29 protein-coding genes and 1 pseudogene are annotated in these 26,220 nt (G+C 71.7%); 16 read left to right on the forward strand and 14 right to left on the reverse strand.

Annotation, left to right across the window (positions count from 1 at the left end):
* The 3 genes and pseudogenes from BFF76_RS07830 to BFF76_RS07840 all read right to left on the reverse strand — a co-directional run.
* A partial coding sequence (locus BFF76_RS07830; protein WP_167359474.1) for a histidine kinase occupies nucleotides 1–808 on the reverse strand: 808 nt, incomplete at its 3' end.
* Between the two features lie 191 nt (nucleotides 809–999).
* The gene (locus tag BFF76_RS07835; RefSeq protein WP_065847753.1) at nucleotides 1,000–1,209 is read right to left on the reverse strand and encodes a DUF397 domain-containing protein; all 210 of its coding nucleotides are present in this window, start codon (nucleotides 1,207–1,209) and stop codon (nucleotides 1,000–1,002) included.
* Nucleotides 1,190–2,035, reverse strand: a pseudogene (locus BFF76_RS07840) (helix-turn-helix domain-containing protein). The gene BFF76_RS07835 and the pseudogene BFF76_RS07840 overlap by 20 nt, the downstream one beginning before the upstream one ends.
* Before the next feature lie 118 nt (nucleotides 2,036–2,153).
* Between BFF76_RS07840 and BFF76_RS07845 the strand changes: the two are divergent.
* From BFF76_RS07845 to BFF76_RS07855, 3 genes are all read left to right on the forward strand, one after another.
* Nucleotides 2,154–2,393, forward strand: a complete 240-nt coding sequence (locus BFF76_RS07845; protein WP_065847768.1) for a hypothetical protein — start codon at nucleotides 2,154–2,156, stop codon at nucleotides 2,391–2,393.
* Nucleotides 2,383–2,619, forward strand: coding sequence for a hypothetical protein (locus tag BFF76_RS07850; RefSeq protein ID WP_031093374.1), 237 nt, complete (start codon nucleotides 2,383–2,385; stop codon nucleotides 2,617–2,619). Before BFF76_RS07845 ends, BFF76_RS07850 begins: the two co-directional genes overlap by 11 nt.
* Before the next feature lie 131 nt (nucleotides 2,620–2,750).
* Complete coding sequence (locus tag BFF76_RS07855; protein ID WP_065847755.1) at nucleotides 2,751–3,356, forward strand: Uma2 family endonuclease; 606 nt, start codon at nucleotides 2,751–2,753, stop codon at nucleotides 3,354–3,356.
* A gap of 118 nt (nucleotides 3,357–3,474) precedes the next feature.
* On the opposite strand, the gene BFF76_RS07860 is transcribed toward BFF76_RS07855, so the two are convergent.
* The 5 genes from BFF76_RS07860 to BFF76_RS07880 all read right to left on the reverse strand — a co-directional run bounded on the left by BFF76_RS07860 (nucleotide 3,475) and on the right by BFF76_RS07880 (nucleotide 7,831).
* Nucleotides 3,475–3,828: a PRC-barrel domain-containing protein gene (locus BFF76_RS07860; RefSeq protein WP_031093370.1), complete on the reverse strand. Its 354-nt coding sequence runs from the start codon at nucleotides 3,826–3,828 to the stop codon at nucleotides 3,475–3,477.
* Nucleotides 3,829–4,020: 192 nt separating this feature from the next.
* A complete protein-coding gene (locus BFF76_RS07865; protein ID WP_031093367.1) occupies nucleotides 4,021–4,191 on the reverse strand; it encodes a DUF5670 family protein in 171 nt (56 codons plus the stop codon).
* 125 nt (nucleotides 4,192–4,316) lie between these two features.
* Complete coding sequence (locus BFF76_RS07870; RefSeq protein WP_031093365.1) at nucleotides 4,317–5,828, reverse strand: PTS transporter subunit EIIC; 1,512 nt, start codon at nucleotides 5,826–5,828, stop codon at nucleotides 4,317–4,319.
* A 36-nt stretch (nucleotides 5,829–5,864) separates the two neighbouring features.
* Nucleotides 5,865–6,833 (reverse strand): N-acetylmuramic acid 6-phosphate etherase, encoded by a 969-nt coding sequence (gene murQ / locus BFF76_RS07875; RefSeq protein ID WP_053930623.1) that lies wholly within the window; start codon nucleotides 6,831–6,833, stop codon nucleotides 5,865–5,867.
* A gap of 80 nt (nucleotides 6,834–6,913) precedes the next feature.
* Nucleotides 6,914–7,831 (reverse strand): MurR/RpiR family transcriptional regulator, encoded by a 918-nt coding sequence (locus BFF76_RS07880; RefSeq protein WP_053930622.1) that lies wholly within the window; start codon nucleotides 7,829–7,831, stop codon nucleotides 6,914–6,916.
* 153 nt (nucleotides 7,832–7,984) lie between these two features.
* Here BFF76_RS07880 and BFF76_RS07885 point away from each other — a divergent pair, with 153 nt between their 5' ends.
* On the forward strand, nucleotides 7,985–8,353 hold the full coding sequence (locus BFF76_RS07885) for a hypothetical protein (RefSeq protein ID WP_031093356.1): 369 nt from the start codon (nucleotides 7,985–7,987) through the stop codon (nucleotides 8,351–8,353).
* Nucleotides 8,354–8,360: 7 nt separating this feature from the next.
* Nucleotides 8,361–8,633, forward strand: coding sequence for a DUF4031 domain-containing protein (locus BFF76_RS07890; RefSeq protein ID WP_031093354.1), 273 nt, complete (start codon nucleotides 8,361–8,363; stop codon nucleotides 8,631–8,633).
* Here BFF76_RS07890 and BFF76_RS07895 read toward each other — a convergent pair.
* From BFF76_RS07895 to BFF76_RS07905, 3 genes are all read right to left on the reverse strand, one after another.
* Entirely contained in the window at nucleotides 8,584–9,882 is a 1,299-nt protein-coding gene (locus BFF76_RS07895) for a Cmx/CmrA family chloramphenicol efflux MFS transporter (RefSeq protein ID WP_167359475.1), read from the reverse strand. The genes BFF76_RS07890 and BFF76_RS07895 overlap by 50 nt on opposite strands.
* Nucleotides 9,883–9,986: 104 nt before the next feature.
* The gene (locus BFF76_RS07900) at nucleotides 9,987–10,682 is read right to left on the reverse strand and encodes an HD domain-containing protein (protein ID WP_065847759.1); all 696 of its coding nucleotides are present in this window, start codon (nucleotides 10,680–10,682) and stop codon (nucleotides 9,987–9,989) included.
* Nucleotides 10,683–10,801: 119 nt separating this feature from the next.
* Nucleotides 10,802–11,527, reverse strand: a complete 726-nt coding sequence (locus BFF76_RS07905) for a GntR family transcriptional regulator (RefSeq protein WP_065847760.1) — start codon at nucleotides 11,525–11,527, stop codon at nucleotides 10,802–10,804.
* Nucleotides 11,528–11,681: 154 nt separating this feature from the next.
* On the opposite strand from BFF76_RS07905, the gene BFF76_RS07910 reads away from it, so the two are divergent.
* The 5 genes from BFF76_RS07910 (at nucleotide 11,682) to BFF76_RS07930 (ending at nucleotide 16,399) form a co-directional block, all read left to right on the forward strand.
* Nucleotides 11,682–12,431 carry a LamB/YcsF family protein gene (locus BFF76_RS07910; protein WP_065847762.1) on the forward strand — a complete coding sequence of 250 codons (750 nt, stop codon included), beginning with the start codon at nucleotides 11,682–11,684 and terminating at the stop codon, nucleotides 12,429–12,431.
* A 26-nt stretch (nucleotides 12,432–12,457) separates the two neighbouring features.
* Complete coding sequence (locus BFF76_RS07915) at nucleotides 12,458–13,123, forward strand: 5-oxoprolinase subunit B family protein (RefSeq protein ID WP_244167237.1); 666 nt, start codon at nucleotides 12,458–12,460, stop codon at nucleotides 13,121–13,123.
* Entirely contained in the window at nucleotides 13,120–13,983 is an 864-nt protein-coding gene (locus BFF76_RS07920) for a 5-oxoprolinase subunit C family protein (RefSeq protein ID WP_065847770.1), read from the forward strand. Before BFF76_RS07915 ends, BFF76_RS07920 begins: the two co-directional genes overlap by 4 nt.
* A gap of 136 nt (nucleotides 13,984–14,119) precedes the next feature.
* Nucleotides 14,120–15,532: a lipase family protein gene (locus BFF76_RS07925; protein ID WP_053930619.1), complete on the forward strand. Its 1,413-nt coding sequence runs from the start codon at nucleotides 14,120–14,122 to the stop codon at nucleotides 15,530–15,532.
* Nucleotides 15,533–15,709: 177 nt separating this feature from the next.
* Complete coding sequence (locus BFF76_RS07930) at nucleotides 15,710–16,399, forward strand: copper homeostasis protein CutC (RefSeq protein WP_031093340.1); 690 nt, start codon at nucleotides 15,710–15,712, stop codon at nucleotides 16,397–16,399.
* Nucleotides 16,400–16,465: 66 nt separating this feature from the next.
* Here the strand turns inward: BFF76_RS07930 and BFF76_RS07935 are convergent, their stop codons facing one another.
* Nucleotides 16,466–17,446, reverse strand: a complete 981-nt coding sequence (locus BFF76_RS07935) for a lytic polysaccharide monooxygenase auxiliary activity family 9 protein (RefSeq protein ID WP_053930618.1) — start codon at nucleotides 17,444–17,446, stop codon at nucleotides 16,466–16,468.
* Between the two features lie 214 nt (nucleotides 17,447–17,660).
* Here BFF76_RS07935 and BFF76_RS07940 point away from each other — a divergent pair, with 214 nt between their 5' ends.
* Nucleotides 17,661–18,326 (forward strand): GOLPH3/VPS74 family protein, encoded by a 666-nt coding sequence (locus BFF76_RS07940; RefSeq protein ID WP_031093333.1) that lies wholly within the window; start codon nucleotides 17,661–17,663, stop codon nucleotides 18,324–18,326.
* A gap of 60 nt (nucleotides 18,327–18,386) precedes the next feature.
* On the opposite strand, the gene BFF76_RS07945 is transcribed toward BFF76_RS07940, so the two are convergent.
* Nucleotides 18,387–20,498, reverse strand: a complete 2,112-nt coding sequence (locus BFF76_RS07945) for a HelD family protein (RefSeq protein ID WP_065847766.1) — start codon at nucleotides 20,496–20,498, stop codon at nucleotides 18,387–18,389.
* 364 nt (nucleotides 20,499–20,862) lie between these two features.
* Between BFF76_RS07945 and BFF76_RS07950 the strand changes: the two genes are divergently transcribed.
* On the forward strand, nucleotides 20,863–21,054 hold the full coding sequence (locus BFF76_RS07950) for a hypothetical protein (RefSeq protein WP_053930718.1): 192 nt from the start codon (nucleotides 20,863–20,865) through the stop codon (nucleotides 21,052–21,054).
* A gap of 27 nt (nucleotides 21,055–21,081) precedes the next feature.
* Here the strand turns inward: BFF76_RS07950 and BFF76_RS07955 are convergent, their stop codons facing one another.
* Nucleotides 21,082–22,725, reverse strand: coding sequence for a DNA repair helicase XPB (locus BFF76_RS07955; RefSeq protein ID WP_031093323.1), 1,644 nt, complete (start codon nucleotides 22,723–22,725; stop codon nucleotides 21,082–21,084).
* A 191-nt stretch (nucleotides 22,726–22,916) separates the two neighbouring features.
* Between BFF76_RS07955 and BFF76_RS07960 the strand changes: the two genes are divergently transcribed.
* From BFF76_RS07960 to BFF76_RS07975, 4 genes are all read left to right on the forward strand, one after another.
* Nucleotides 22,917–23,276, forward strand: a complete 360-nt coding sequence (locus tag BFF76_RS07960) for a hypothetical protein (RefSeq protein ID WP_053930616.1) — start codon at nucleotides 22,917–22,919, stop codon at nucleotides 23,274–23,276.
* Nucleotides 23,218–24,735, forward strand: a complete 1,518-nt coding sequence (locus BFF76_RS07965) for a sensor histidine kinase (RefSeq protein WP_199831596.1) — start codon at nucleotides 23,218–23,220, stop codon at nucleotides 24,733–24,735. Before BFF76_RS07960 ends, BFF76_RS07965 begins: the two co-directional genes overlap by 59 nt.
* A complete protein-coding gene (locus BFF76_RS07970) occupies nucleotides 24,732–25,391 on the forward strand; it encodes a response regulator transcription factor (protein WP_031093314.1) in 660 nt (219 codons plus the stop codon). Before BFF76_RS07965 ends, BFF76_RS07970 begins: the two co-directional genes overlap by 4 nt.
* A gap of 125 nt (nucleotides 25,392–25,516) precedes the next feature.
* A partial coding sequence (locus BFF76_RS07975; protein WP_208604827.1) for an SLC13 family permease occupies nucleotides 25,517–26,220 on the forward strand: 704 nt, incomplete at its 3' end.

Here is a 26,220-nt window from a genome sequence, read left to right on the forward strand (position 1 = left end):
CCCTCCGGGACGCCTCGGCCAGCCCCTCGATCCCGGCCACCCCACGTGACGGGGCCCCGGAGTCCTCGTCACTGGCCTCGACGGCCTGCGGGGATTCCGGTGCGCCGTCCCGCAGCACGCCCACCACGTCGCGCAGTTCGTGCATCGCGGCCACTGACGCCTCGCGCAGCACACCCACGGCCTCACGCTGCTGCCCGGTCAGCTCGCGGTCCACCTCCAGCGCACCGGTGTGCACCGCGATCAGCGCGAGCTGGTGGCCGAGGCTGTCGTGCATGTCCTGCGCGATGCGCTGACGCTCCAGCATCCTGGCCTGTCCGGCGATCATCGCCCGCTCGCGCAGAAGTTGGGCGTTGTACTCGTGGAGGGTGTCGGTCAGGGCGCGGCGCTGCGACCAGTAGCGTCCGGCGAGCCCCGGCACGACCAGCGAGACCAGCACGAACAGTCCGCTGAAGGCCAGGAGCGGCAGGGAGAGATGAGACTCCCACAAGGCTGTGAAGCCGAGGGTGAGGCCATAGGCGAGGGCGAAGACACCGGCCGCCCGGCCGAGTCCCTCGATGCGCCGCCCCGCCGACCAGGAGACGACGAGGAACAGGGGTGCGAAGCCGCCCAGCGGGACGCAGGCGACGGCGGTCGCCAGCAGCACGAAGGCGGGCAGCACCCGGCGCAGGGGCGAGACCAGGGCGACCCCCAGCGCGACGCCGACGGCCCGCAAGGTGCCCCCGTCGTCCAGGAGTCCGGCGCCCAGCGCCAGCAGTGCGAGCGTCACGCTCAGGAGCGTCTCTCCCACGATGCGCCCGACGGGCCACATCCCGGGCGCGAAGAGAGCACGCCCCGGCACCGTCGGCCGGAACGCCCGAAGCGCCCTCACCGCCGGGATTCGGAGGGCCGAGGTTGCGGGGTCCATGGATTCGACACGAGTCACACACCCACGGTAGAGACCCCCGGCCGTCCACCGCTGTCACCGTTCGTCGTGACGGCGGACGACGAAAGTCGCGGAACCTAGGTGCGCTTGAGGCCGGTGACGAAGGCGGCCCAGGCGGCGGTCCGGAACACCAGCGCGGGGCCGTCGGCGGTCTTGGAGTCGCGGACGGGGACGAGGCCGGGGCTGCCTTCGGCGACCTCCAGGCAGTTTCCGCCGTCTCCACCGCTGTAGGAGGACTTGTGCCAGGTGGCTGTGGCCAGGTCGTAGTCAGAGCTGCTGATCTTCATGGACGCAATCCTCCGCCGTCGAGTCGATCAAATCCAGTGATGCTTCCGGTGACAGGGCGCTGGCACCCAGCAGATGGTAAGTCAGTTCGTACCGGGCGACGCCTGCGGGATCGTCCTCGAGCCGCCCCATGCCCAGGCCGTCCACGTACGCGAGCGGAGGAGCGTCCGGGAAGGACATCAGCTTCAGGCCTCCGTCCAGGGCGGCATGCGCGCCTACTGAGAACGGCAGAACCTGAATGATCATCCGGTGTCGCCGGGCCAGTTCGGCCACATGCCGCAGTGTCTCCGCCATCACAGCTGGTCCGCCTACCTGCCGACGTAGAACGGCCTCGTCCAACACGACCCACAACAGGGGCGTCGTTGGATCGGCCAGCAGTTGCGCCCGTTCCAGCCGCGCCGCCACGAGTTCATCGATCACGTCCTCCGTAGCAGTCGGCTGGCTGATATGCCCGGAACACTGCCCGGGCGTAGGTTTCCGTCTGAAGCAGCCCAGGAACCAGGAGGGGTGCGTATTCCCGGATCGTGGTCGCGAGACGCTCCGACTCCGCCGCCTCCGCGAGTGGTCCGGGTACTTCGACTGCTTCAGCGCGGCGCAGTTCCGCGTGAAGAACCCGCCTCCGCCCAGCACCTCGTCCAGCTTCTGGGCCTGGTCCGCCTGCATCCGTCGCGTACCCGCCTCCAGCTGTCCGATGAAGGAACCGCTGACGAACAGGGGCGCCCCCAGGTCGTCCTGCGAAAGGCCTGCGGCCTCCCTGCGGTGGCGGAGTTCGGCGCCCAGGAGGGCCCGGGGCGAGGAGGACGGGTCGAGCTTCTTCGGTCCGGGCAAGACGACTCCCTGTGGCACACGTGAGGGTGTTGGAACCGCACCCCTTCCACGCCAGCGAGGAATTGGCAACGCTGAGTATGCATAGCAACTACGCAGCGTGGAAATGGGGAAGATCATGATGACGGCTACGGAACGGCGCAAAGAGGCAGCGGGCAGAGTGCGGGCGGCGGAGGACGCGGTGGCGCGGCTGCGGGCCGGGCTCGCGGGGGTCGGCGTGAAGCTGCCGTCGCTGCGGATCGACCCGGTGTCGTGCGCGGGTGACGAGCCGGCGCCGCTCGTGGACCTCGGCCGGTGCTCGATCGAGACGGCGCTGCGGCTGAGTGAACGACTCGAAGCGAAGGACGCTCATGACAGTTGAAGGACTGGAGCCCTGTCTGCCGGAGCCCGGGACGTTCGCGGTCGACGGCCGTGACGGCCGGGTGGGCCGGGTGATGGGCCGCGTCGGGCCGTATGTGCAGCTGCGTCCGCCGGGCGGCGGCGCGGAGTGGGACTGCCCGCCGGACGCCGTCCGGCCGGCTCCGCCGGGGCTCGTGCTCCGGGCCCGGGTGAGGGAGATCAACCGGGAGGGGCAGCTGCCGCGATGAGCGGTGTGACACCTGCTGTGAGGTCGGTGCGCGCTTCACACGATCGTGGGACGCTGGTGGGAGCGGCGGACCGCCGCAGACACGTCGATCTACGCTCCCACGTAGTCGGGCCACAGGAGAAGGGACCTGCGATGACCGCTGCGATGGTCGAAAGCGATCAGGGCTCCGAGGGCCGTCCGTGGGACTACCTGCTGCGGACATGGCAGGAACTGGACGTGCCCGAGGGGTGGCGCGCCGAGATCGACGAAGGGCAGATCGTCTTGGTACCGCCGCCTCATGCGCACCACAACGGCATCGCCGCGAAGGTGCAGCGCAGGCTCTATACGAACCTCCCCGAGGAACTGGAGATCTACCAGACGCTCGGTGTGCACGTGGCGCCTCTCGACAAGCTCTACGTCCCTGACCTCGTCGTGATGCCGACGGAGCTGATCGCTGCCGCAGACCCTGAGACCAGCGACCCCATGGACGCATCGGAAGCGCTGCTGGTCGTCGAGATCACCTCCAGAGGGAACGCCCGGGAGGACAGGACGAAGAAGTACCGCGCCTATGCGCGGGCGGGTGTCCCGATGTACCTGCTGATCGACCGGTTCGACACGCGCGGGGCGATGTCCACGCTGTTCACGGAGCCGAACGAGGACGGGACGTACAAGCACTCCGACCCCGTGGCCTTCGGGAAGCCGCTCTCGTTGCCCGGGCCCTTCGACGTCACCCTGCTGACAGCGGATTTCCCGGTCTGAACGGCCCCCGTGCGCCCGTCCTGCGGAGGGAGGGCCCCGTCGGCGCCTCGCGCACCGCGACAGCGGGGCCGGCTCCGTATGAGGAGCCGGCCCCGCCGCTGCGCGTGGTGCTTCGGTGTCACCCGAGCCGGTAGCTGTCGTAGTAGCCACCGACCTGGGCGTGATAGCCCGGGTCGTCCGCGTGCTTGTGCTTGTCGAACTCCGGGGAGTCCTTGATCTGGTCCTTGGTCAGGTCGACGAATATCTTCTTGTGCTCGGTGTCGATCCCCCTGACCGTGCCTGCCGGGAGCAGGACTTCCTTGCCGAAGATCCAGACACCGGTGTCGACGACGAGGTAGGCGGAGCCCACGTCGTCGGAGTGCTTGTCGACCTTGCCGATGCTTCCGTCCGTCGCCTCGACCGAGAATCCGGTCAGGTCGGCGCCCGCGGTGTGACCGCTCGTAGGCTGGTAGCCCCACAGGTTGTCGCTCATCTTTCGGCTCCTTCCTCGACGGTTCATTCGGCACGGCGATTCTCATCGAGATGACGATGAGTGCCGCTCGGTAATTCGGCTGCCCCTACTTTTCCGGCCCACACCCATGGAATCGCGATAACACGTTAAAAATGCGGGTGGCTCAAGACCATCAGGTCCTGAGCCACCCGCATCAGTGCTGGTCGGGATGTTCTACCAGCGGTACCACCGGCCGCGCTTACCGCCGCCGGCCGCCGGGCGTACGAAGAATCCGATCAGCCAGACCACGAGCACGATCACCGCGATCCACCACAGTGCCTTGAGTGCGAAACCGGCACCGAAAAGGATCAGGGCGAGCAGAAGAACAAGAAGCAGGGGAACCATTGTTATCAACCTCCGGAGCAGCTTGTGCCCGGCAATGCATTTCCTACACACACGTGTTCGCACGGAAACTTATCGGGGCTCCCCGTGACCGCTCGCGGGCCGGCGGACCCGCGAGCGGCGTGCGGTCAGACTCCGGCGGGTTCCTTCGCCGCGGTGTCGCCCGAGGGGGAGGCCGGACCGGTGGCAGCGACCGTGGAGGGGGCAGGCTCCTGGGAGACGTTGAACTCCGCCAGCAGGGACTTGCTGAAGCCGAAGAAGTACGTGGCGACGAACCCCGCGACGTATCCGACGAGCAGACCGCCCCCGTAGATCGCGATCGTGGAGCCGAGGCCGTGGTTGCCGTCCAGGAGCGGGAACAGGGCCCAGCCGGACGGGCCGATGGCCGTCGAGCCGACCGAGTCGCCGAGCTGGTTGAACAGGCCCACGAAGCCGCCGCCGAAGGCGCCGCCCACACACGCGGTGATGAACGGGCGGCCCAGCGGGAGGGAGACGCCGTAGATCAGGGGCTCGCCCACGCCCAGCAGCCCTGCGGGCATGGCGGACCTGATGGTCTTGCGGATCGACTCGTTCCGCGGGAGACGGAGGTACACGGCCGCCGCCGCGCCGACCTGGCCGGCTCCGGCCATCGCGAGGATCGGGAGCAGCACCGTGAAGCCCTGCTGTTCGATCAGCGTGGTGTGGATCGGGATCAGGGCCTGGTGCAGGCCCAGCATCACCAGTGGCAGGAAGAAGCCGCCGAGCAGGAAGCCCGCCCCCGCGCCGCCGGTGGAGAGCAGCCAGTCCGCGAACGTGCCGATGGCGGTGGACACCTCACCGGCGACGTACATCAGACCGAAGATCGTGACGAGGCCGGAGATCAGCACCGTGAGCGTCGGCGTGACCAGGACGTCCAGTGCTTCGGGCACCCAGCGGCGGCACCACTTCTCGACGTGGACCGCGAGGACCGCCGCGCCGAGGGCGCCGAGGACGCCGCCCTGGCCGGGGGAGAGGGTCTGGCCGAAGGCGTCGATGTTCGCGACGCCGGGGAAGACGATGATCGCCGCGACCGCGCCACCGAGGATCGGCGTGCCGCCGAACTCCTTCGCCGTGTTGTAGCCGACGAAGACCGCGATCAGCGCCATGAAGCCGGAGGCCATCGCCGCCAGGGCGGGGGTGACCGAGGGCAGCCAGCCGAGGTTCACCAGCAGGCCGTTGAGCCCGGCGATGATGCCGCAGCCGATCAGGGCGGGGATCAGCGGAACGAAGATGTTCGCGATCTTGCGCAGGAACAGCTTGAACGGGGTGGCGTTCTTCGTCTTCCGCTGCGCCTTGAGGGCCGCGCCCTTGTCGGCCAGCTCCTCCGCCGTGCGGACGGGGGCGGGGGCCTCTGACGCCCGCCCCTCCTCGACCAGTTGCTCGAACTCGGGGGTGACCCGGGCGACGGTGCCCGGGCCGAGGACGATCTGGTAGGTGTCGTCCTCGACCACGCCCATCACTGCGGGGACCGCCTTGAGGGCCTCGTCGTCGACGAGGGAGCGGTCGTGCAGGCCCAGCCGGAGCCGGGTCATGCAGTGGGCGATCGAGCTGACGTTCGCAGCGCCACCGACGAGCGGCAGGATCGCGGCGGCAGTGGCGCGGTTCTTGTCTTCAGTAGCCATGGTGCGTGGTGCCTTGCTGTGCGGGGGTGTGGTGCGTCAGGTGGTGCGGACGGCCGCGAGGGCGGCGCGGAGGTGGCCGTCGGACTCGGCCAGGAGTGTGGCGGCGGTAGGTCCGTCGACCCCGCCGAGGATGGTGAGGATGGCGTTCTTCACCTCGCCGTCGGTGGCGGCGAGCGCCGCCTCGATCTCCTGGTCACCGGCGCCGGTGGCGAGGGAGACGATCCGGCGGGAGCGGGCGCGCAGCTTCTCGTTGGAAGCGCGCACGTCGACCATCAGGTTCCCGTACGTCTTGCCGAGCCGGATCATCGTGATCGTCGACAGCATGTTGAGGACGAGCTTCTGCGCCGTGCCCGCCTTGAGACGGGTCGAGCCGGTGAGCAGCTCGGGACCGACGACGATCTCCAGGCCGTGTTCGGCGGCCGCGGCGAGTGCGGAGTCCGCGTTGCACGAGAGGCCGAGGGTGAGCGCACCCCTGGAGCGGGCGTGCTCGACGGCGCCGATGGCGTACGGCGTGCGGCCGGAGGCGGAGATCCCGACCACCGTGTCGTCGGGGGTGAGGCCCAGGCCGTCGAGGTCGTCGGCGGCCAGTTCCTTGCTGTCCTCGGCGCCCTCGACGGCCTTGACCATGGCGGAGGGGCCGCCCGCGATCAGGCCGAGGACCTCGGACGGGTCGGTGTTGAAGGTGGGCGGGCACTCGCTGGCGTCGAGCACACCGAGACGGCCGGCGGTGCCGGCGCCCGCGTAGATCAGCCGGCCGCCGCGCGCCATGCGCTCGGCGGTGGCGTCGATCGCGGCGGCGATCTGCGGCAGCTTCTCGGCCACGGCGGCGGGGACGGTGCTGTCCTCGCCGTTCATGATGCGGGCTATCTCCTGCGTCGGCAGCTGGTCGATCTCGGCGAGCTCCGGCCGGAACGCCTCCGTGGTGAGGGTGGCGAGCTGGGCGCGCAGTTCGCCGTAGCCGTCGGGGACGGGGGCGTCCGCGTTCGCGTCGGTGGTGGAGGTCATGGACAGCGCTCTGCTTTCTCGTTCCCGTACTCGTACGGTGCGTGGGGGTGGTGCGGTGCGGGTCGCGGGCGTCGCCGGGGTCAGCGGCTGCGCGGTGTGTGGCGGTGGGCGAGCGCCTCGTACGAGGCGGACAGTGCGGGCGCCGCCGTCTCGTACGTCCGCTGGGCGACCCCTATGAACAGGCAGTCGACGACGAGGAGCTGGCTGGTGCGGCTCGACATGGCGGCGGGCCGCAGCTCGCTCTCCCGCGCGGTGGACGTGGTCAGGACGTGGTCCGCGTACTGCGAGACGGGCCCGTCCGGGCGGCCGGTGATCGCGACCGTCGTCGCGCCCCGGTCGAAGGCGACCCGGAGCGGCTCTATGACGTCACCCGTGGAGCCGGAGTGGGTGATCGCGATGGCCACGTCGCCGGGGCGCAGCTGCACGGCGTTGGTCACGGCGAGGTGCGGGTCCATGTGGGCGTGGGCTATCAGGCCGATCCGGAGCAGCTTCTGCGCCAGGTCCTGGCCGACGAGGGAGGACGCCCCGACGCCGTAGATGTCGATGCGCCGCGCGGTCGCTGCCGCCGCCACGGCGGCCCCGAGCTGTACGGTGTCGAGACCGGCGGCCGTGTCGGCCAGGGTCTGCTGCTCGTCGTAGGCGAGCTTGGTGACGACGTCCGCGATGGAGTCGTCGACCGCGATGTCGGCCGTGACGGCGGGCGCCCGGCCCGACTGCTGATGGGCGGCGAGGCCGGCGAGCGCGAGACGGAGGTCCCGGTAGCCCGGGTAGCCGAGGAGGCGGGCCGTGCGGACGACGGTCGCCTCACTGGTGCCGGTGAGCTCGGCGAGACCGGTGACGGTGAGAGCGGCACACCCGGCGGGGTCGTGCGCGACCGCTTCGGCCACCCGCTGCATGGAACGGGTCATGGACGGAGCCAGGGTCCGCACCTTGGCCGCGAGAGCCGCGGGGGCGGGCGGCGAGTCCGGGTTGAAACTTTCCTTCACGTCATTGGTCACCCTTGAAAGTTATTTCCAACCCCCCGCCCCGTCAATCCCCCCTCGGTCATTGGGACGTTACGGACAGAAAAGTGGGCGATATGCCTGTTTCCGCTGTCCGCAACTTCCCACCGACCGAGGGAGGCGGCCCGGGCGGGGGAGGAGAATGGGGGGATGGAGTTGAACAGCCTTGAACAGGAGCTGCATACCGCGCGGGCGCTGGTGATGGCCGACCTCGTCGCGGGCGATGTGGCCGAGGCCGGGATCGTCTCGATGGTCGAGGACGCGATCGTCCACCGGCGGTGGTGGGTCGAGCAGTGGCCCGAGGGCGTGTCCTTCGTCACGGGGCTCGTCGCGCAGGACGTGCAGGACGCTCTCCTGGAGCGGCATGGGCGTTGGCCGCTGTGCCCGGTGTGCACGGACGAAGGACCGCACGCCCTGGACGTCGAGCCGGAGCTCGGCCCCGACCCGCACTGGGTCTGCACGAAGGCGACGGTGGCCGTCGCGCGGGTGGGGTCGCTCGCCGAGGCGCTCGGCCGGTGACCGGCCGGTGACCGTCTACATCGACCCGCCGACCTGGCCGGGGCACGGCCGCCTGTGGTCGCACCTGGTCAGCGATGTCTCGTTCGAGGAACTGCACGCCTTCGCCGCCTCGATCGGCTGCCCGCCCCGCGCCTTCGAGCGCGACCACTACGACGTGCCCGAGGCGCATTACGCCGACGCGGTGCGTGCCGGGGCGCGGGAGGTCGGGTCGAAGGAGATCGTGCGCCGGCTCACCGACGCGGGGCTGCGGCGCCCGAAGGGGCGCCCTGCTCCGGGATGACCGCGCAGGCCGAGGGGGCGCCCCGCTCCGGTTCGGCGTGCTGCGAGCCGGACTGCTCCGGGCCGGCGTGCGCCGGGGCGCCCGCGATCCGGCGGGACGGTGTACCGCCCCCGCGCAGCCGCAGCGAGACCGTCACGGCCGCCAGGCCGAGCACCAGCATCGCGGCGCCCGCCCAGGCCGTGGCCCGGAAGCCGAAGTCCGCGTCGATCACCGCACCGCCCAGCCACGGACCGCTCGTGTTGCCCAGGTTGAACGCGGCCGTGGTCGTCGCACCCGCCAGCGTCGGGGCGACACCGGCGACGTTGAACATCCGGGCGTTCAGCGCCGGAGCCGTGTAGAACGCGGACAGCCCGAGCAGGAACGCCAGGACGATCACGGCGACCTGGTTCGACGCGAACAGGGCCAGTGCCACCAGGAAGACCGTCGAGGCGCTGATACCGCTCAGCAGCACCCCGAAGAGGTGCGCGTCCGCGACGCGGCCGCCGATCGTCGTACCGATCAGCGCGCCGGCGCCGAACAGCGCGAGCACCCACGGCACCCAGCCCGAGCTCAGCCCCGCGACGTCCGTCAGCAGGGGGGCGAGGTAGCTGAACGCGCAGAACACGCCGCCGGCCGCGAGGGCCGTGATCACGATGGACAGCCACACCTGGCGGTCCTTGTAGATCGCGACCTCCCGCTTGAGCTGCGGCTTCTCGTCCGGCAGCGGGATGCGCGGGATGCGTGTGACGACGCCGACGAGCGCGACGGCGGACGCCGCGCCCACCGCCCAGAACGCCGAGCGCCAGCCGAAGCTCTCCCCGAGGAACGCGCCCAGCGGCACCCCCAGCACGTTGGCGATCGACAGCCCGCCGATCATCACGGCCATCGCCCTGGCCCGTGAGTTCACCGGCACCATCGCGATGGCGACCGCGGCGCCGACGGCCCAGAAACCGGCGCACGCCAGCGCACTCACCACCCGTGAGACGAACAGCACCTCGTACGTCGGCGCCAGCGCACCCGCGACCTGGCCCAGCCCGAAGACGGAGATCAGCGCGATGAGGGTCGTGCGGCGCGGCAGCCGCAGCGTGGCGACGGCCAGCAGCGGGGCGCCGACCACCATGCCGATCGCGAAGGCGGATATGAGGAGTCCGGCCTTGGGGATGGACACGTCCATGTCGTCGGCGATGGGCGGCAGCAGCCCGGACAGCATGAACTCACTGGTGCCGAGGGCGAAGACCGAGAGGCCGAGGATGTAGACGGCCATCGGCATACGGGGACGGCTGGAAGCAGAGTCGGGCATGACAGTGGCCAACAGTGCTTTCGTCCCTGACATTCCCCCGTCTCAGTCGGTGAGCAGCTCAGTCGGTGAGCAGCTCAGTGTGTGAGCAGCTCCAGTTCCGTCATCAGGTTCTGCCGGGCCCTCGGCTCCCATTCCGCCGCCCCGTGCGGCGTACGGAACAGCCGGGGCAGCTCAAGCAGCTGCCGCAGGACGGCGGCGCGCCCCTCGCGGAAGGCATCGTCGGGGACGAAGCCGTACTCCTCGCGCACCTGCGCCGCGTACGCCGCGTACTCCTTGGGGCCTGCCGCCAGGATCGCGAGATCCGCGTCGCACAGCACCTCGCCGTTGGTGTCGCCGTCCGCCGGGTCGTGGGTGACGGTGAGCCGGACCAGCCGGGCGACCTCGGCCGTCGCCGCGTCGGGGACACCGGCCTCGGGCAGGGCGCGTTCGGCGAGCGCCGCGCTGCGCTCCTCGTTCTCGGAGCGGTCGGGGCGGTAGACGGCGTCGTGGAACCAGACGGCGAGGCGCACCAGGTCCGGGTCCGAGGCGTGCCCGGCCAGCGTGTCGACGCGGTCCAGGACCTGCGTCAGGTGGGCGGTGGTGTGGTAGCGCCGCTGGGGTTCGGCCCAGCGTGCGAGGAGGGCGTCGGCGTACGGGTCCGGGTCGGGCCCGTGGCCCGACCCGCCCCGTGCGGAGAGCAGGGCCTCGCGCCAGCGGCCACGGAGGGCGCCGCCGGTGTGCGGGCTTTCGGAGGTGCCGCTGTCGGATGTGCCGGGGGCGCTGTCGCTCATACGCCGAGGGTAGGACGTACGCCCCGCGCGCACGCCCGCCGCCCGGTCCCGTCTCCGGTCGGCGGGCGCGCCGCTCAGTGGAGTGGAGGAGCGGGGGATGGATCGTGGAACGACCTGGGCTACCGCTCCGTGAGCCGTTGTGCGTACGCCTCCGCCAGTTGGCGTCGGGAGTCCTCCAGGTAGAAGGCGAGCGTCCGCTCGGCACCGGCCGCGTCCCCCTCGGCCAGTCTGTCCGCGATCTCTCGGTTGCGGGTGAGGTAGGGCTCGTGGAAGCGGCGGGGGTCGGCCATCACGTGGAAGGCGAGCCGCAGTTCGGCGAGGACGTTGCGCATCAGTTCGTCGGTGCGGGGGCTGTTCGCCAGGCCGGCCAGCGCCTGGTGGAAACGGATGTTGGCGGTTGAGCAGGCGGGCCAGTCGTCCCGGAGCGCGGCCCGCTCGCCCGCCGACACCGCCGCCTCGACCGCCGCGAGGTCGAACGGGGGCTTGCCCAGGGTCCGCAGGGCCGCGCACTCGACGAGGAGCCGCACCCGGTAGATGTCGACCAGGTCGTCCACGGCCAGGACGCGGACGAAGACGCCCCGGTTGAGGTGGTGCTCCAGCAGGCGTTCGTGCGACAGCAGGCGGAACGCCTCGCGCAGTGTGTTGCGGGACACGGCCAGGGCGCCGCTGATGCTCTCCTCGGACAGGCGGCTGCCCGGCGGGAAGTAGCCCTCGGTGATCCGGTCCCGCAGGACGGCGGCGACCCGCTCGGCCGTACCGGACCGCTCCAGGGAGGCGCTGTGCGTCGTCAGTTCCGAGAGATCCGGTGTGCCGCCGGCCTCTCCGCCGTCCGCTCTCCCCGCCATGCCCGTCCCCTGCCTGGTGTTCCGTCAGCTGTGCGCATGCTCAGTGAACCGTACGAGTGTCCCGGGCGGCGGGCGGACTCTTGTCGGATTGTTGAACAATCGCTAGCGTGCGCCCGTGACGGATCTGACGAGTGCGACGCGCCCGGCGCGGCTGATGGACCTCAACGCGGACCTGGGTGAAGGCTTCGGGCGCTGGACCCTCACCGAGGACGAGGCGCTGCTGACCTGTGTCACCAGCGCAAACGTGGCCTGCGGCTTCCACGCGGGCGACGCCTCCGTGATGCGGCGGGTCTGCGACACGGCGGCGGAGCGGGGCGTACGCATCGGGGCGCAGGTCTCCTACCGCGACCTGGCCGGATTCGGGCGGCGCGCCATGGACGTACCGGCGGCCGAGCTGACCGCCGAGACCGCCTACCAGATCGGTGCCCTGCGGGTCTTCGCGGAGGCTGCCGGTTCCACGGTGGCGTACGTGAAACCGCACGGCGCCCTCTACAACCGCGTCGTCCGGGACGACGAGCAGGCCGCCGCCGTCGTCGCGGGCGTACTGCTCGCCGGCGGCCGCCCCGCGGTGCTCGGGCTGCCCGGTTCGCGGCTGCTCGCCCATGCGGAGGCGGCGGGTCTGACCGCCGTGGAGGAGGCCTTCGCCGACCGCGCGTACACCCCGCAGGGCACGCTCGTGCCGCGGGGCGAGGCGGGCGCCGTGGTGCACGACGCCGACGAGGTCGTACGCCGCAGTGTCGGCATGGCCGTCGAGGGGGCCGTGACCGGGGTGGACGGCGCCCGGATAGCCGTCGCGGCCCGGTCGCTCTGCGTCCACGGGGACCCCCCCGGCGCCGCGGTGCTCGCCCGGCGGGTCCGGGCTGCTCTGGAACAAGCGGGTGTCCACATAAGGGCGTTCACGTGAGCGGACGTCCGGATGCGGGTGATCGCATGAGCGGGCGTCCCGGTGCGGGCGTGCGCATGAGCGGCGTCCGGGTCCTGGAGGCGGGGCCCCGCGCCCTGCTCGTGGAGCTGGCCTCCGGCGAGGACGCTGAGGCATTCCACGCGGAGTTGCTCCGCCGGCGGGCTGCCGGGGAGCTTCCCTCCGTACGCGAGATCGTCCCCGGCGCTCGGACGGTGCTGCTCGACGGGGTGGAGGACCGCACGCTCGCGGGGCGACTGCGGTCGTGGAGCGTGCCGCCGCCGGCCCGGGGGTCGGGGGAGGCCGTCGAGATACGCGTCGTCTACGACGGCCCGGATCTCGCCGATGTGGCCGAGGCGTGGGCCGTCGCCGTCGATGAGGTGCCGCGCATCCATGCCCGTACGGAGTTCCGGGTGGCCTTCTGCGGTTTCGCGCCCGGCTTCGGATATCTCACGGGCCTGCCGGGGCACTTGAGCGTGCCGCGCAGGTCCACGCCCCGGACCAGGGTGCCGGCAGGGGCGCTGGCACTCGCAGGGCCGTACACCGGGGTTTATCCGCGCGAGTCGCCCGGCGGCTGGCAGCTCATCGGCCGGATGGTCGGGCCGGCCGACCTCTGGGACCCGGCCCGCGAGCCGGCGGCGCTGCTCGGGCCGGGGGCCCGGGTGCGCTTCGTGCCGATGGGGGTGTGCGGGTGAGCGCGGGGCTCGAAGTGGTCCGGGCCGGTGCCCTGACCACCGTGCAGGACGAGGGCCGTACCGGCTGGGCCCACCTCGGCGTGCCCCGGGCGGGGGCGCTGGACGGGCCCGCCCGGCGGCTGGCCAACCGGCTCGTGGGCAACGCACCCGATGCGGCGGTCCTGGAGACCACGCTCACGGGGTGCGCGGTCCGGGTGACCGGAGCCCGGCCGGTGCTCGCCGTCGTCGGCGGGGCGGGGTGCCGGGTCGCGGTGGACGGGCGCCCGGTCGCCTGGGGAGCGCCCGTGCGGGTGCCCCCGGGCGCGGTGCTGGAGGCCGGGCCGGCGCTCCACGGGCTGCGCGGCTACCTGGCTTTCGCGGGCGGCCTGGTGCCCGAACCGGTGCTCGGCAGCAGATCCGCCGACCTGCTCTCGGGGCTCGGCCCGCCGGTCCTGCGCGAGGGTGACGTCCTGCCGCTGGGCCGTACGGGCGGCGGCGCCCCGTGCGTGGACACCGTGCCCTGGCCGGGCGTACCGGCCGAGCTGGTGCTGCCGCTGTATCCGGGCCCGCGCGACGACTGGTTCACCGGGGCGGCCCTGCGCACGCTCACCACTGCCGCCTACCGGGTCTCGGAGCGGAGCAACCGCATCGGGCTGCGTACGGAGGGCCCGGCCCTGCGGCGCGCCCGGGACGGCGAGCTGCCCAGTGAGGGAATGGTGCTGGGGGCGGTCCAGGTCCCGCCGGACGGACTCCCGGTGGTGTTCCTCCACGATCATCCGACGACGGGCGGCTATCCGGTCGTGGGCGTGGTCGACGAGGCCGCGCTGGCGGGGGCGGCGCAGGCGGTCCCGGGGACGCCTGTGCGGTTCGTGCGGGTGTGAGGGGGCCGTGCGGCGGCCCTGCGGGCGCTGGGGTTCCCTTACGTTACCGAAGCGTAACTTACCGATGAGTTACCTCAGGTAACGCCTGAGTGCTAGCTTGCGCTCACCTTCATAGGAGCAGAGCGAGGAGTGAGCCGTGAGTCCGCGCAAGACCACCCGTTCGAGCTCGACAGTGAACACCCCCCACCTCCCGGACCCCCGTCGGCAGGGACGCCGCACGGGACGTCTGCTGGCCGCCTCGGTGGCCGCCGCCGCGTGCCTCGGCGCGGTGGCCGTACCGGCCTCCGCCACCGGATCCGCCGGGTCACCGGAGTCGGTGGTCTCCCGGGGTGTGACCATCCCCGCCTTCTACGACCCGCCGGCGCAGCTGCCCGCCGCCGACGGGTCCCTCGTCCGTACGGAACCCCTGCCGCTCGGACTGAGCCTGCCCGGCCTTGACGGCCGACAGCTGCCCGGCACCGCGACCCGGCTGATGTACAAGTCCACCGACGCGGGTGGCGGGCCCGTCGCCGTCACCGGCGCGTACATCGAACCGGCCGCCGCGTGGAAGGGCGACGGCCCGCGCCCCCTGGTGGCGCTGGCCTCGGGAACCATGGGTCAGGGCGACCAGTGCGCCCCCTCGTTGTCGCTCCAGCACCCGCTGACCATCGGCGAGGGCACGGTGTCCATCGGCTACGACAACATCGCGGTCTACCGCTTCCTCGCCGCCGGTGCGGCCGTCGTCGTCACCGACTACGCCGGCCTCGGCGCCACCGACCGGCTCCACACCTACGTCAACCGGGTCGACGAGGGGCACGCGCTCCTGGATGCGGCCCGTGCGGCGCGCTCGGTCGAAGGCGCCTCCGTCGACTCCGCCTCCCGGGTCGGTCTCTACGGCTACAGCCAGGGCGGAGGGGCCAGCGCCGCGGCCGCGGAACTGCAGTCCACGTACGCCCCCGACGTCAATCTGGCGGGCACCTACGCGGGAGCCCCGCCCGCCGACCTCACCGAGGTCATGAAGGGCATCGACGGCAGCGCCCTGGCCGGTGCGCTCGGCTGGTCGATCAACGGCTTCGCCCAGTCCGACCCGTCCCTGAAGGCGATCGTCGACGCGAACACGAACGACGTCGGCAAGGCCGCGCTGAAGGACACCTCCACCATGTGCGTGGGCGACGCGATCTTCGGCTACGGCTTCGCCAACAGCAAGAAGTGGACCGCGAACGGCAAGTCGCTCGCCGACGTCATCGCTGCCGAACCGAAGCTCCAGGCGAGTCTCGCCCAGCAGCGCCTCGGCAACCTGAAGCCGACCGCTCCGGTGCGGCTGGCGACCGGTGTGCAGGACGACATAGTCCCCCACAAGCAGGCCAGGCAGCTCGCGGTGGACTGGTGCCGCAAGGGCGGCAAGGTGACGTATGAGGCCGTCCATCTGCCCAACCTCGGCGACAAGATCATGACCAACCACCTCGCCCCGCTCCTCACCGACCAGAGCGCCGCCATCTCCTGGCTGACCGACCGTCTCTCCGGCAGGAGCACGTCCTCCAACTGCTGGTCGATGCCGCTCCAGCCCTGACCGCCCGTCCCGTGACCGTCGAGGCCGCGGCGCGCGTCCGCTCAGCGGACGCCGCCGCGGTCTCGCGTTTCTTCACGTACGCGTTCACATGGAGAGCTGCGCCCGGGGTGGCCGACCCGTAGTCTGGTTATTGGACTAGACCTGTAGTCCACAGCCGCTCCGAGTGAATGGAACACCATGAGCAACCGTGCAGTCCTGGAGGTGATCGCTCTCGACGCGGAGGACGCGGTCGCGGCGCAGGCGGGCGGTGCGGACCGCCTCGAACTGGTCACCGACATGGCGGCCGACGGCCTGACGCCCCCGGTCAGGGTCTTCGAGAGCATCCGGTCCGCCGTCGACATCCCGCTCCGGGTCATGCTCAGGGCCGCTGACGGGTTCGCCGCCGGTGACATCGGCGTCCTCGTGGAGAAGGCCCGCGCGATGCGCGCCGCGGGGGCGGAGGAGTTCGTCCTGGGCTTCCTCGACCAGGACGGCCACGCCGACCTGGTGGCCGTCGAGCGGCTCGTCGCCGAGCTGAACAGCTGCCCGTGGACCTTCCACCGCGCCATCGACCGCGCGGCCGACCGCGACGTCCTGCGCAAACACCTCGCCGACATGCCGGGTCTCGACACGTATCTCACGGCGGGCTCGCCGAGCGGGGTCGACGCGGGCATGGACGTCCTGCTGGCGGAGGCGGGGCGCGCGAACCTGCCCGGCTACGAGCCGCAGATCATGGTGGGCGGCGGCCTGCGCCTCGACCACGTGCCGCGTCTGCGCGCCGCGGGCATCGGGGCCTTCCACATCGGGGGCGCGGCACGTCCGGGCGGCTGGAGCGGTCCGGTCGACGAGGCGGCGGTACGTGAGTGGCGCGACGCGCTGGACGGGTGATGCGGGGGCGCCTCATGGCCCCGGCCCGGTGATCACCGGGCCGGGGCCACGAACTGTCCCGCGCCGTCAGTCCTGTCCGGCCTGTCGGCGGCGCCGGCTCTGGGCCACCGCTCCTGCGGCGAAGATCAGGGCGGCGCCGGTCAGTGAGACCGCCGTCGCGACGGGCAGGTAACCGGCCGAGGAGTCCTGGGCGGAGGCCGCGAGCTCGGCCTCACCGGCTGCCGCCGCGTGCCCGGCGTGCTCCGCGTGGACCTGTGCCGGCTTGATCCCGGCCTTCTTCTCGGCTGCCGCCAGGTCGGCCGCCGACATCCCGCTGCCCTTCATGCCGGTGACCTCGCCGTTGCCGCCGTCGAAGACGATGTCGGAGCAGGAGTAGAAGTTCTCCTGGCTGTCCGAGCGGATCCACTGGATGAAGAGCATGTGCTTGCCGGTCTTGCCCTGCGGGAGCTGGAGGTTCCAGTAGTAGTTACCTCCGTCCGAGCCCGCGCCACCCGCCTGCGGCGGGTTGGTCACGGTCTGGGTGAGCGTCAGGTCGTCCCACGCCAGTGGCTGGCTCGGCGACCAGCCGTCGTTGGTGATGTAGACGTTGAACTTGCCCGGGTGGGCCGCCCAGTTGCTGTACTTCACCTGGGCGGTGGTGCCCGCCGTGAGATGGGTCGTCGGCCAGTCGCTGCGCGCCGCGTTGTACGACGAGAAGTTGTACGGGCCGTTGTGGCCGCCGCTGCAGAGCTCGCCGTCCGGGATGTAACCCTCGGTCTTCCCGCCGCCGTTGGAGTCCAGGACGCCGAACCAGTTGTACAGCGGAGTTGTGCCGGTCGCCGCGACCGCGGCGGCACAGGCGGGGTTGGACGGCATCTGGTTGCCGCTCGCGATCATGTCCTTGTAGCACAGATAGCTGCGCGAGCCCGGATCCATGGCGACACCGTGAGCGGACGCGGGGGAGGGCAGACCGGCCAGGGTGAGGCCCAGCAGGCCCGCTCCCAGGATGCTCAGCACGCGGGGCGCGCGCAGCGGGGACGTTCTCCGGAAGATGGTTCGCATGGCCATGAGGTTGATCTCCTCTGGGGGGATGAAGGAGAGTGCGAGGTCTGTGGGAGCGCTCCCAAAAACGTAGCGCGCACCTGGTGGTCTGTAAACGCTTCGTACAGCGACTGCTCCAACTTCCCTCGGAAGCCCGGTAGTTACGGACATCTGGTGGCCGGGAACTGATTGCCGCTCCCGTTCGTCACTAGGAGTAAGCGAATGAACGGGGAGTGACACCATGTCGGTCACGCTGAGCGAAGAGATCATGCTGCTGTCTCTGGACGACGAGTCCGGGGCGGCCAAGGACCGGCAGGCCGCCGGATGGGCCGTCGCGGGTGGCATACTGCTCGAACTCTTCCTGGCGGGGCGGCTTTCGGTGGACCGAGGCCGGTTGTCGGTGACCGACCGCACGCCCACCGGTGTCGCCCTGCTCGACGAGCGGCTCGGTCTGATCGACGCCTGGGCGGCCAAGAAGAGCAAGCCGCCCAAGGTGACGGACTGGCTGGCGAGGGACCACGGCAAGGCGGTCGAGGCGACGATACAGAGCCTGCGGGCACGTGGGCTCGTGAGCGAGGAGCGGCGCAAGGTGCTCGGCGTCTTCCCGGTGCGCCGCTATCCCGAGGCAGACGGGGCGACAGAGGCGGAGCTGCGTGAGCGCCTGGCCTCGGTGGTGCTGCGCGGCACGGATCCGGACGACCGCACGGCCGGCCTCGTCGCCCTGATCCACGCCGCCAAGCTGCACCGGCTCGCGTTCCCCGAGGTGCCGGCGCGGGAGGTGAGACCGCGCATGGAGAAGATCGCGGACGGCCAGTGGGCGGGCGATGGCGTCCGCACGGCGATCCGCGAAATGCAGGCGGCGATGGTGGCGGTCACCGTCGCCACCACGGTGGTGGTGACCGCTTGACCTGAGCCGGCCTGCACCGCGTGTGCCGACCTTCCCCTGCGCCGGCCGGTCCGGTCCCGTCTAGCCCAGTTGCTCCGGCAGCTCCGCCGCGTGCAGCACGACCAGGCCCGACACCGCGCGGGTCAGGGCCACGTACAGGCGGCGCAGGCCCGTGCGCTCGTCGGGTTCGCCGTCGACCACGGCCGCCGGTTCGTCCAGCACCACGTAGTCGTACTCCAGCCCCTTGGCGAGTGAGGCCGGCACCAGGGTCAGCCGGGAGGCGGCGGTCGTCTCCTCGCCCGGGGAGAGATACGCGTGGCCCGCCGCACCGAGCGCCGCCGCCAGGGCCGGGATGCGGGCGTCGGCGGCGATCAGGCCGATCGAGCCCTCGTGCCGCAGCGACTCCTCGCACGCCGCGATCACCGCGGGGTCGAGCTCGCCGGCCGTCTCCACCGCACGCACCGCGAGGGAGCCGGGCGTCTCACGCACCGACTCCACCGGGGCCAGTCCCGGCGAGATCGCGGGGAGCAGCCGTGAGGCGTACGCGATCACCTCGCGCGGCACACGGAAGCCGGCCGTGAGCTCCTCCACCACCGCGTCCGCCTTGCCCAGATGGAACAGCGCCTGCTCCCAGCTCCGCGTCGACCACGGCGTCGTGCCCTGTGCCAGGTCGCCGAGCACCGTCGCCGAGCCGGTCGAGCAGCGGCGGCCCACCGCCCGGTACTGCATCGGGGACAGGTCCTGGGCCTCGTCGATGACGACATGGCCCAGCGAGTGCGTCCGGGCCACCAGGTCTGCGGCCTCGTCGATCAGCACCGCGTCCGCCGCCGTCCACTTCGCGGACTTCACGCTCCGGGCCGGCTTGGCCGCCAGGACCCGCTTCTGCTCGTCGCCGGTGAGGATCCCCTCCGCGTGCGCCGCCAGGAACTCGGCGTCGGTCAGCAGCCGCAGCACCAGCTTCGCCGGGTCCACGGCCGGCCAGACCGCCTTCACGGCCGCCTTCACCGCCGGATTGCGGGCCACCGCGTTCTGCACCCGGTCGTCGGGGGCCTCGCCCGCCTCCTCCATCCGTACGAGGACGGCGTGCGCGATGCGCTGTGGAAGAGCCTCGTGGGCGGCCCCGTACCGCATGTCGCGGGCCAGCAACTCGTTGACCATCTCCTCGATCTCGTAGGCCGGGACGCGCCAGCGGCGGGAGCCGCGCACCACCACGACCCCGTCCACCGGCGGGGTGACGTGCGAGCGGACCGCCCGCCGCAGGACCTCCGCCATCCGCGCGTCACCCTTGATCACGGCGGCGGCGGACTCGTCCGTGCCGCGCACCTCGACGCGGGCCGCCACCAGGTCCTCGACGGTGGCCTGCTGCACCTCCAGCTCGCCGAGCGCCGGGAGGACCTGCTCGATGTAGTGGAGGAACGACCGGTTCGGGCCGATGACGAGGGTGCCGGTGCGGGCGAGGCGCTCGCGGTGCGCGTACAGGAGGTAGGCGACACGGTGCAGGCCGACGGCCGTCTTCCCGGTGCCGGGGCCTCCCTGGACGCAGACCGTCCCGCCGAGCCCGCTTCGGACGATCTCGTCCTGCTCGGGCTGGATCGTCGCCACGATGTCGCGCATCGGGCCCACACGGGGCCGCTCGATCTCCGCCTGGAGGAGCTTGCTGGTCTGCTCGGGCTCCGCCGGGTCGGTGAGGTGCTCGTCCTCGTACGCGGTCAGCTCACCGCCGGTGTAGCCGAAACGGCGGCGGTGGGCGACGTCCAGCGGGTTGTTCCTGGACGCCTGGTAGAACGGCTGGGAGACCGGCGCGCGCCAGTCGATGACCATGGGGTCGCCGTGTGCGTCATGGACGTGGCGGCGCCCGATGTAGAACCGCTCTCCCTCCCGTCGCCCACCACCACCCTCTGCCGGGGCGTTACGCGCCACCCCTCCTGATGAGCCCTCCGCCTTCTCGGCGCCGACCACGTGCAGGTAGTCGAGGCGGCCGAAGAACAGCGGGGTGTGGGAGAGGTCGGCGAGTGCCTTGATGCGGTCGTCGATCTGGGCCTGCAGGACGGCGGCGTTGACCCAGTTCGCGGTGACGTCGCGGATGTCGAGGGCCTTCACGTCCTCGCGCATGGCGCGCAGCGCGGCACGGGACGCGGCGAGGTGCGCCCGCTCCCCGGCCAGTGGATTGCTTGACTCTTCGTGCGCGGGCACGGTGTTGCCTCCGGCTTTTCGACGCAGGACGGCGGACAGGGCTGACCGCCCGGTCCGCTCGGGGACGTACACACAGAGATGCGCACGCGGGGGGCGCGTGCGGCTGTTGTCGGCCGGTTTCCGTCCGGTCGGCGGCGCTCCCCCGGCTGCCGGCCGCTCGAAGGGCGGGCCGGTACCACGGTGCGGGAGGCGGGCAGACCGGCGATTGTATCGACCGCGGCGCCCGGCGGCGAACGAATTACGGGCCGGTGCCCGTGTCCGTCCCGTAGGGGGCGGCATGCGACTTCCGGGCGACGCCTGCCTCCACGGGCCTCGGCCCGGCGGCCGATGCCGGGGCGCGGGCGGACGGAGCACCATGGAATGCATGAGCACCGTTTATCTGAACCCACGCAGGACCGGACCCGCCCACGGCGCGACGGCGGCCACCGGCCACCCCCGGAGCCACCGCGTCGGTAACGCGGTGCGCGCCGTGTCGGTCTACGCACGCACCGCGTTCGGGGTGGCCGTCCTCGGCGAGTACGCGGAGGAGGCGGGCGTCGTCCGCCGCCACCGCTGAGCCCCGGCGGGCTCCGCCCCGCCCCGGTCAGCTCTCCGTCAGCAGCTCGTCCGCGTCGACGATCCGGTACGCGTACCCCTGCTCGGCCAGGAACCGCTGGCGGTGCGCCGCGAAGTCCTGGTCGATCGTGTCGCGGGCGACCACCGAGTAGAACCGGGCCTCGTGCCCGTCGGCCTTCGGCCGCAGCACCCGGCCGAGCCGCTGCGCCTCCTCCTGGCGCGAACCGAACGTCCCGGACACCTGGATGGCGACCGTCGCCTCCGGAAGGTCGATCGAGAAGTTCGCGACCTTCGACACGACCAGCACGCTGATCTCGCCCTCGCGGAACGCGCCGAACAGCTTCTCCCGCTGCGCGTTGCTGGTCTCGCCCTTGATCACCGGGGCGTCCAGGTGCTCGCCCAGCTCGTCGAGCTGGTCGATGTACTGCCCGATGACGAGGGTCTGCTCGCCCCGGTGCTTGCGTACCAGCGCTTCGGTGACCTTCCGCTTCGTCGCGGTCGTCGCGCAGAACCGGTACTTCTCCTCGGCCTCGGCCGTCGCGTAGGCGAGGCGCTCCGAGTCCGTGAGGTTCACGCGGACCTCGACGCAGTCGGCGGGCGCGATGTAGCCCTGCGCCTCGATCTCCTTCCACGGGGCGTCGAACCGCTTGGGCCCGATGAGCGAGAAGACGTCCGACTCGCGCCCGTCCTCGCGCACCAGCGTGGCGGTGAGGCCGAGACGCCGGCGGGCCTGGAGGTCGGCGGTGAACTTGAAGACGGGCGCGGGCAGCAGGTGCACCTCGTCGTAGATCACGAGCCCCCAGTCGCGGGAGTCGAACAGCTCCAGGTGCGGGTAGACGCCCTTACGGCGGGTGGTCAGCACCTGGTACGTGGCGATGGTGACCGGCCGGATCTCCTTGCGTGTGCCGCTGTACTCGCCGATCTCCTCCTCGGTCAGCGAGGTCCGCTTCACCAGCTCGTGCTTCCACTGCCGGGCGGAGACGGTGTTGGTGACCAGGATCAGCGTGGTCGCCTTGGCCTCGGCCATGGCACCGGCCCCGACCAGCGTCTTTCCGGCACCGCAGGGGAGCACGACGACGCCGGAACCGCCGTGCCAGAAGCCCTCGACGGCCTGCTTCTGGTACGGGCGCAGCGCCCAGCCGTCCTGGTCGAGCTCGATCGGGTGCGCCTCGCCGTCGACGTAACCGGCGAGGTCCTCGGCGGGCCAGCCCAGCTTCAGCAGCGTCTGCTTGATCTGCCCGCGCTCGGAAGGGTGCACGGCCACGGTGTCCGGGTCCAGGCGTGCCCCGACGAGCGGCTGGACCTTCTTCGAGCGGAGGATCTCCTCCAGCACCGGCCGGTCGTTGGACGTCAGCACCAGCCCGTGGACCGGGTGCTTGGACAGCGTGAGACGGCCGTACCGCGCCATCGTCTCGGCGATGTCGACGAGGAGGGCGTGCGGCACGGGGTAGCGCGAGTACTCCACGAGCGCGTCGACGACCTGCTCGGCGTCGTGCCCCGCGGCCCGGGCGTTCCACAGGCCGAGCGGGGTCACGCGGTAGGTGTGGATGTGCTCGGGGGCACGCTCCAGCTCGGCGAAGGGCGCGATGACACGGCGGCAGGCCTCGGCCTGCTCGTGGTCGACTTCGAGGAGCAGCGTCTTGTCGCTCTGGACGATGAGGGGTCCGGTCACGCGCGGCGGCCCTTTCCTGCGGGGGGTGGCCGCCCGGGTGCGAACGGCCAAACGTCCAGTGTGCCGCATCGGGGCGGCGACCGGGCGGCTACGTTGAGGGCATGAGCCAGGACCGCCCGCGAGAGCCCGCATGAAGGTTTCCTCATCTTGGCTTCATCCTGGCCCGCGGGTCGGGCGGGCAGGCTCCGCGCATGGCCTTCTCGCACCGTATCGCCACCCTGGCAGCCGTCGTCGCGATCCCGCTGGGCATAGCCGCGACCAGCTATGCGCTGGCCGACAGCCCTGCCCGGCCGGACGTGCCCGCCCGCGTCGAGCTGGACCGCGGCTCGCCGTCGGGCAGCCCGGACCCCGGCAGCACCGCCGTCCCGGGGCCGGACAGCAGCGCCGACCCGGGCCGGGGCAGCGCGGACCCGACGGCGCCGCCGAGCGACGTCGTCGTCCCGCAGCCGCCAGCCACCGACACGAACGACGACGATGACGCCGACGACACCGATGACGACAGCACCTCCGGGACCCCCGACGCCAACGACGACGGCAACGACGACGGATGAGCCGCCGCCGGCCCGGCACCGGATATCCGCCCGGGTCCGCATCCTGCTCTGGCTGCTGGTGGTGATGACCGTGGCACTCGCCGCGGTCGCCACCACCACGCGCTCCATCCTGCTGGGTGACCTGGACCACCGGATCAGCACGCTGCTCGCACAGGAGACCCAGGAGTTCGCGAACTTCGTCGAGCACGGCAAGGACCCCGACACCGGAACCCCCTTCGCCGGGCCCCGGCGGCTGCTGGAGGTACATCTCCAGCGGCAGTACGCCGACACCGGTGAGGAACTGCTCGCCGTCGTCACCGAGGGGTCCGGCCCCTCGACGCTCCGGCAGAACCGTGAGATAGCCACCGAGCTGCCCCTCCACAAGGACCGCCCGTCGCTGAGGAGGATCACCGGCTCCTCGGAGAGCACGGGGACCCTGCGACGGCCCGAGGGCGAGATCCGCTGGGCCAAGGTCGATGTCGGCACCGGCGACGGCACTCCACGGGGGACCTTCGTGGTCGCCTTCCACGCGGACGGCGAACAGGCCGTGGTGAACGGCGTCTTCCGCGTCCTGCTCGCCATATCGGGCGTCGCCCTGCTGATGACCACCGGCATCGCCTGGGTCGTCGCCGGGCGGATTCTGGCGCCCGTCCGGCTCGTACGCACCACCGCCGCGCAGCTCACCGAGCAGGACCTCACCCGCCGTATCCCCGTCCACGGGCGGGACGACATCTCGGCGCTCGCCGAGACCTTCAACGCGATGCTGGACCGGCTGGAGCGCGCCTTCGGGACCCAGCGGCAGTTCATCGACGACGCCGGGCACGAACTGCGCACACCGATCACCATCGTGCGCGGCCATCTGGAGCTGATGGGCGACGACCCGGCCGAGCGCGAGGAGACCGTGCGGCTGGTCACCGACGAGCTCGACCGGATGAGCCGGATCGTCGAGGACCTGCTGCTGCTCGCCAAGGCCGAACGCTCCGACTTCACCCACCCCGAGCCGGTCCAGCTCGCCGAACTGACCGCGGACGTCTATGTGAAGGTACGGGCGCTGGGCCGCCGCGACTGGCAGCTGGACGGCGGCGCCGAGGGCTGGGCGGTGCTCGACCCGCAGCGCGTCACCCAGGCGATGGTGCAGCTCGCGCAGAACGCGGTCCAGCACACGGCTCCCGGCGCGGTGGTCCGGATCGGTTCGCGGCTGACGGACTCGGGTGAGGTGGAGCTGTACGTCGCGGACAGCGGTTCCGGCGTACGGCCGCAGGACGCCGAGGTGATCTTCCAGCGGTTCCGCCGCGGCGCCGCCCGGCGCGGCTCGCGCGGCAGCGGCGCGGGGCTCGGGCTGTCGATCGTCAAGGCCATCGCCGAAGGCCACCGGGGGCGCGTCGAACTGCGCGCCACCCCTGGCGGCGGGGCGACCTTCGTCCTGCTGCTGCCCTGCTCGCCCGTCGAGGAACCTGATGTGGAGGCTGTCGGACTGTGAGCAGGATTCTCATCGTCGAGGACGAGGAGCGGATCGCCGCCTTCGTGGAGAAGGGCCTGCGGGCCAACGGCTTCACCACGACGGTCGCCGGTGACGGGCGCACGGCGGTCGACTACGCGTGTACGGGCGGCTTCGACCTGATCGTCCTGGACATCGGCCTGCCGGACCGGGACGGTTTCTCGGTGCTGCGAGAGGTACGGGAGGCCCAGGTGACGTCCCCGGTGATCGTGCTGACCGCGCGGGACTCGGTGCGGGACACGGTGGCCGGCCTGGAGGGCGGCGCGGACGACTGGATGACCAAGCCGTTCCGCTTCGAGGAGCTGCTGGCGCGCGTCCGGCTCCGGCTGCGCACCGCGGCCCGTGTGCCGGAGGTGACCGTGCTGCGCAGTGGCGACCTCACGCTCGACCTGCGCACCCGGCGGGCCCGGGCCGCCGCACGCACCGTGGACCTGACGGCGCGGGAGTTCGTCCTGCTCGAACTCTTCCTGCGCCACCCCGACCAGGTGCTGTCGCGCGAGCAGATCCTGTCGCACGTGTGGGGCTACGACTTCGACCCGGGCTCCAACATCGTGGACGTCTACGTGCGGGCGCTGCGCAAGAAGCTCGGCGCCGAACGACTGGAGACCGTACGGGGCATGGGCTACCGGATGCGGTGATCTGAGCGGGTGCCCGCGCGCATGAACTTCTCTTCATGGGCGGCTCATGAAGGGCTCACCGCGGCTTCGGAGACTGGGTGACACGGGCCGGGACCGGCCCTGACACACCCCGTGGAGGAGCCCAGGTGAACCTGACCATCCGGCAGGCAGTGACGGCCGGCGCCGCGTTCGGCGTGTGCGCGGTGCTGCTCCTGCCCGGGATCGTGGGGGGCCTCGGTGTGGACGGCCGGATCACGCTGGCCGTGTTCGCCGTCGCCACCTGCGCGTGGATCGGGACCGCGGTGGACGACACGTACATCGCGCTGGGCGCCGGCCTCGTGCTCGCAGCGGCAGGGGTGATCAGCAGCGACACCCTGTTCGCGACCCTCGGTGACTCGACCGTCTGGCTGCTGATCTGCGCCTTCGTGATCGCCGCCGCGGTGTCGCGCAGCGGACTCGCGGGCCGGGCCGCGGCCTTCCTGGTCGGCGGGGCCCGCACCGTGCGGCAGCTGGTGCATCTGACGACCACGGCCCTGGTGCTGACCGCGTTCGCGGTCCCGGCGACCTCGGGCCGGGCGGCGCTCGCACTGCCCGTCTTCCTGGCGCTGGCCAAGGCGCTGGCCGGCCGTAAGCGGCTGGTGGTCATGCTGGCGCTGCTCTTCCCCACGGTGATCCTCCTGTCGGCGGTGGCCACGCTCATCGGGGCGGGCGCGCACCTGATCACGGTGTCCGTGCTGTGGGAGGCCACCGGACAGCGCATCGGCTTCACCCAGTGGCTCCTGCTGGGACTGCCGCTGGCCGTGGTCTCCTCCCACCTCGCGGCTGAAGCCGTACTGCTCACCACGACGCG

It is taken from the genome of Streptomyces mutomycini (assembly GCF_001700505.1).
GTDB classification, from domain to species: domain Bacteria; phylum Actinomycetota; class Actinomycetes; order Streptomycetales; family Streptomycetaceae; genus Streptomyces; species Streptomyces mutomycini.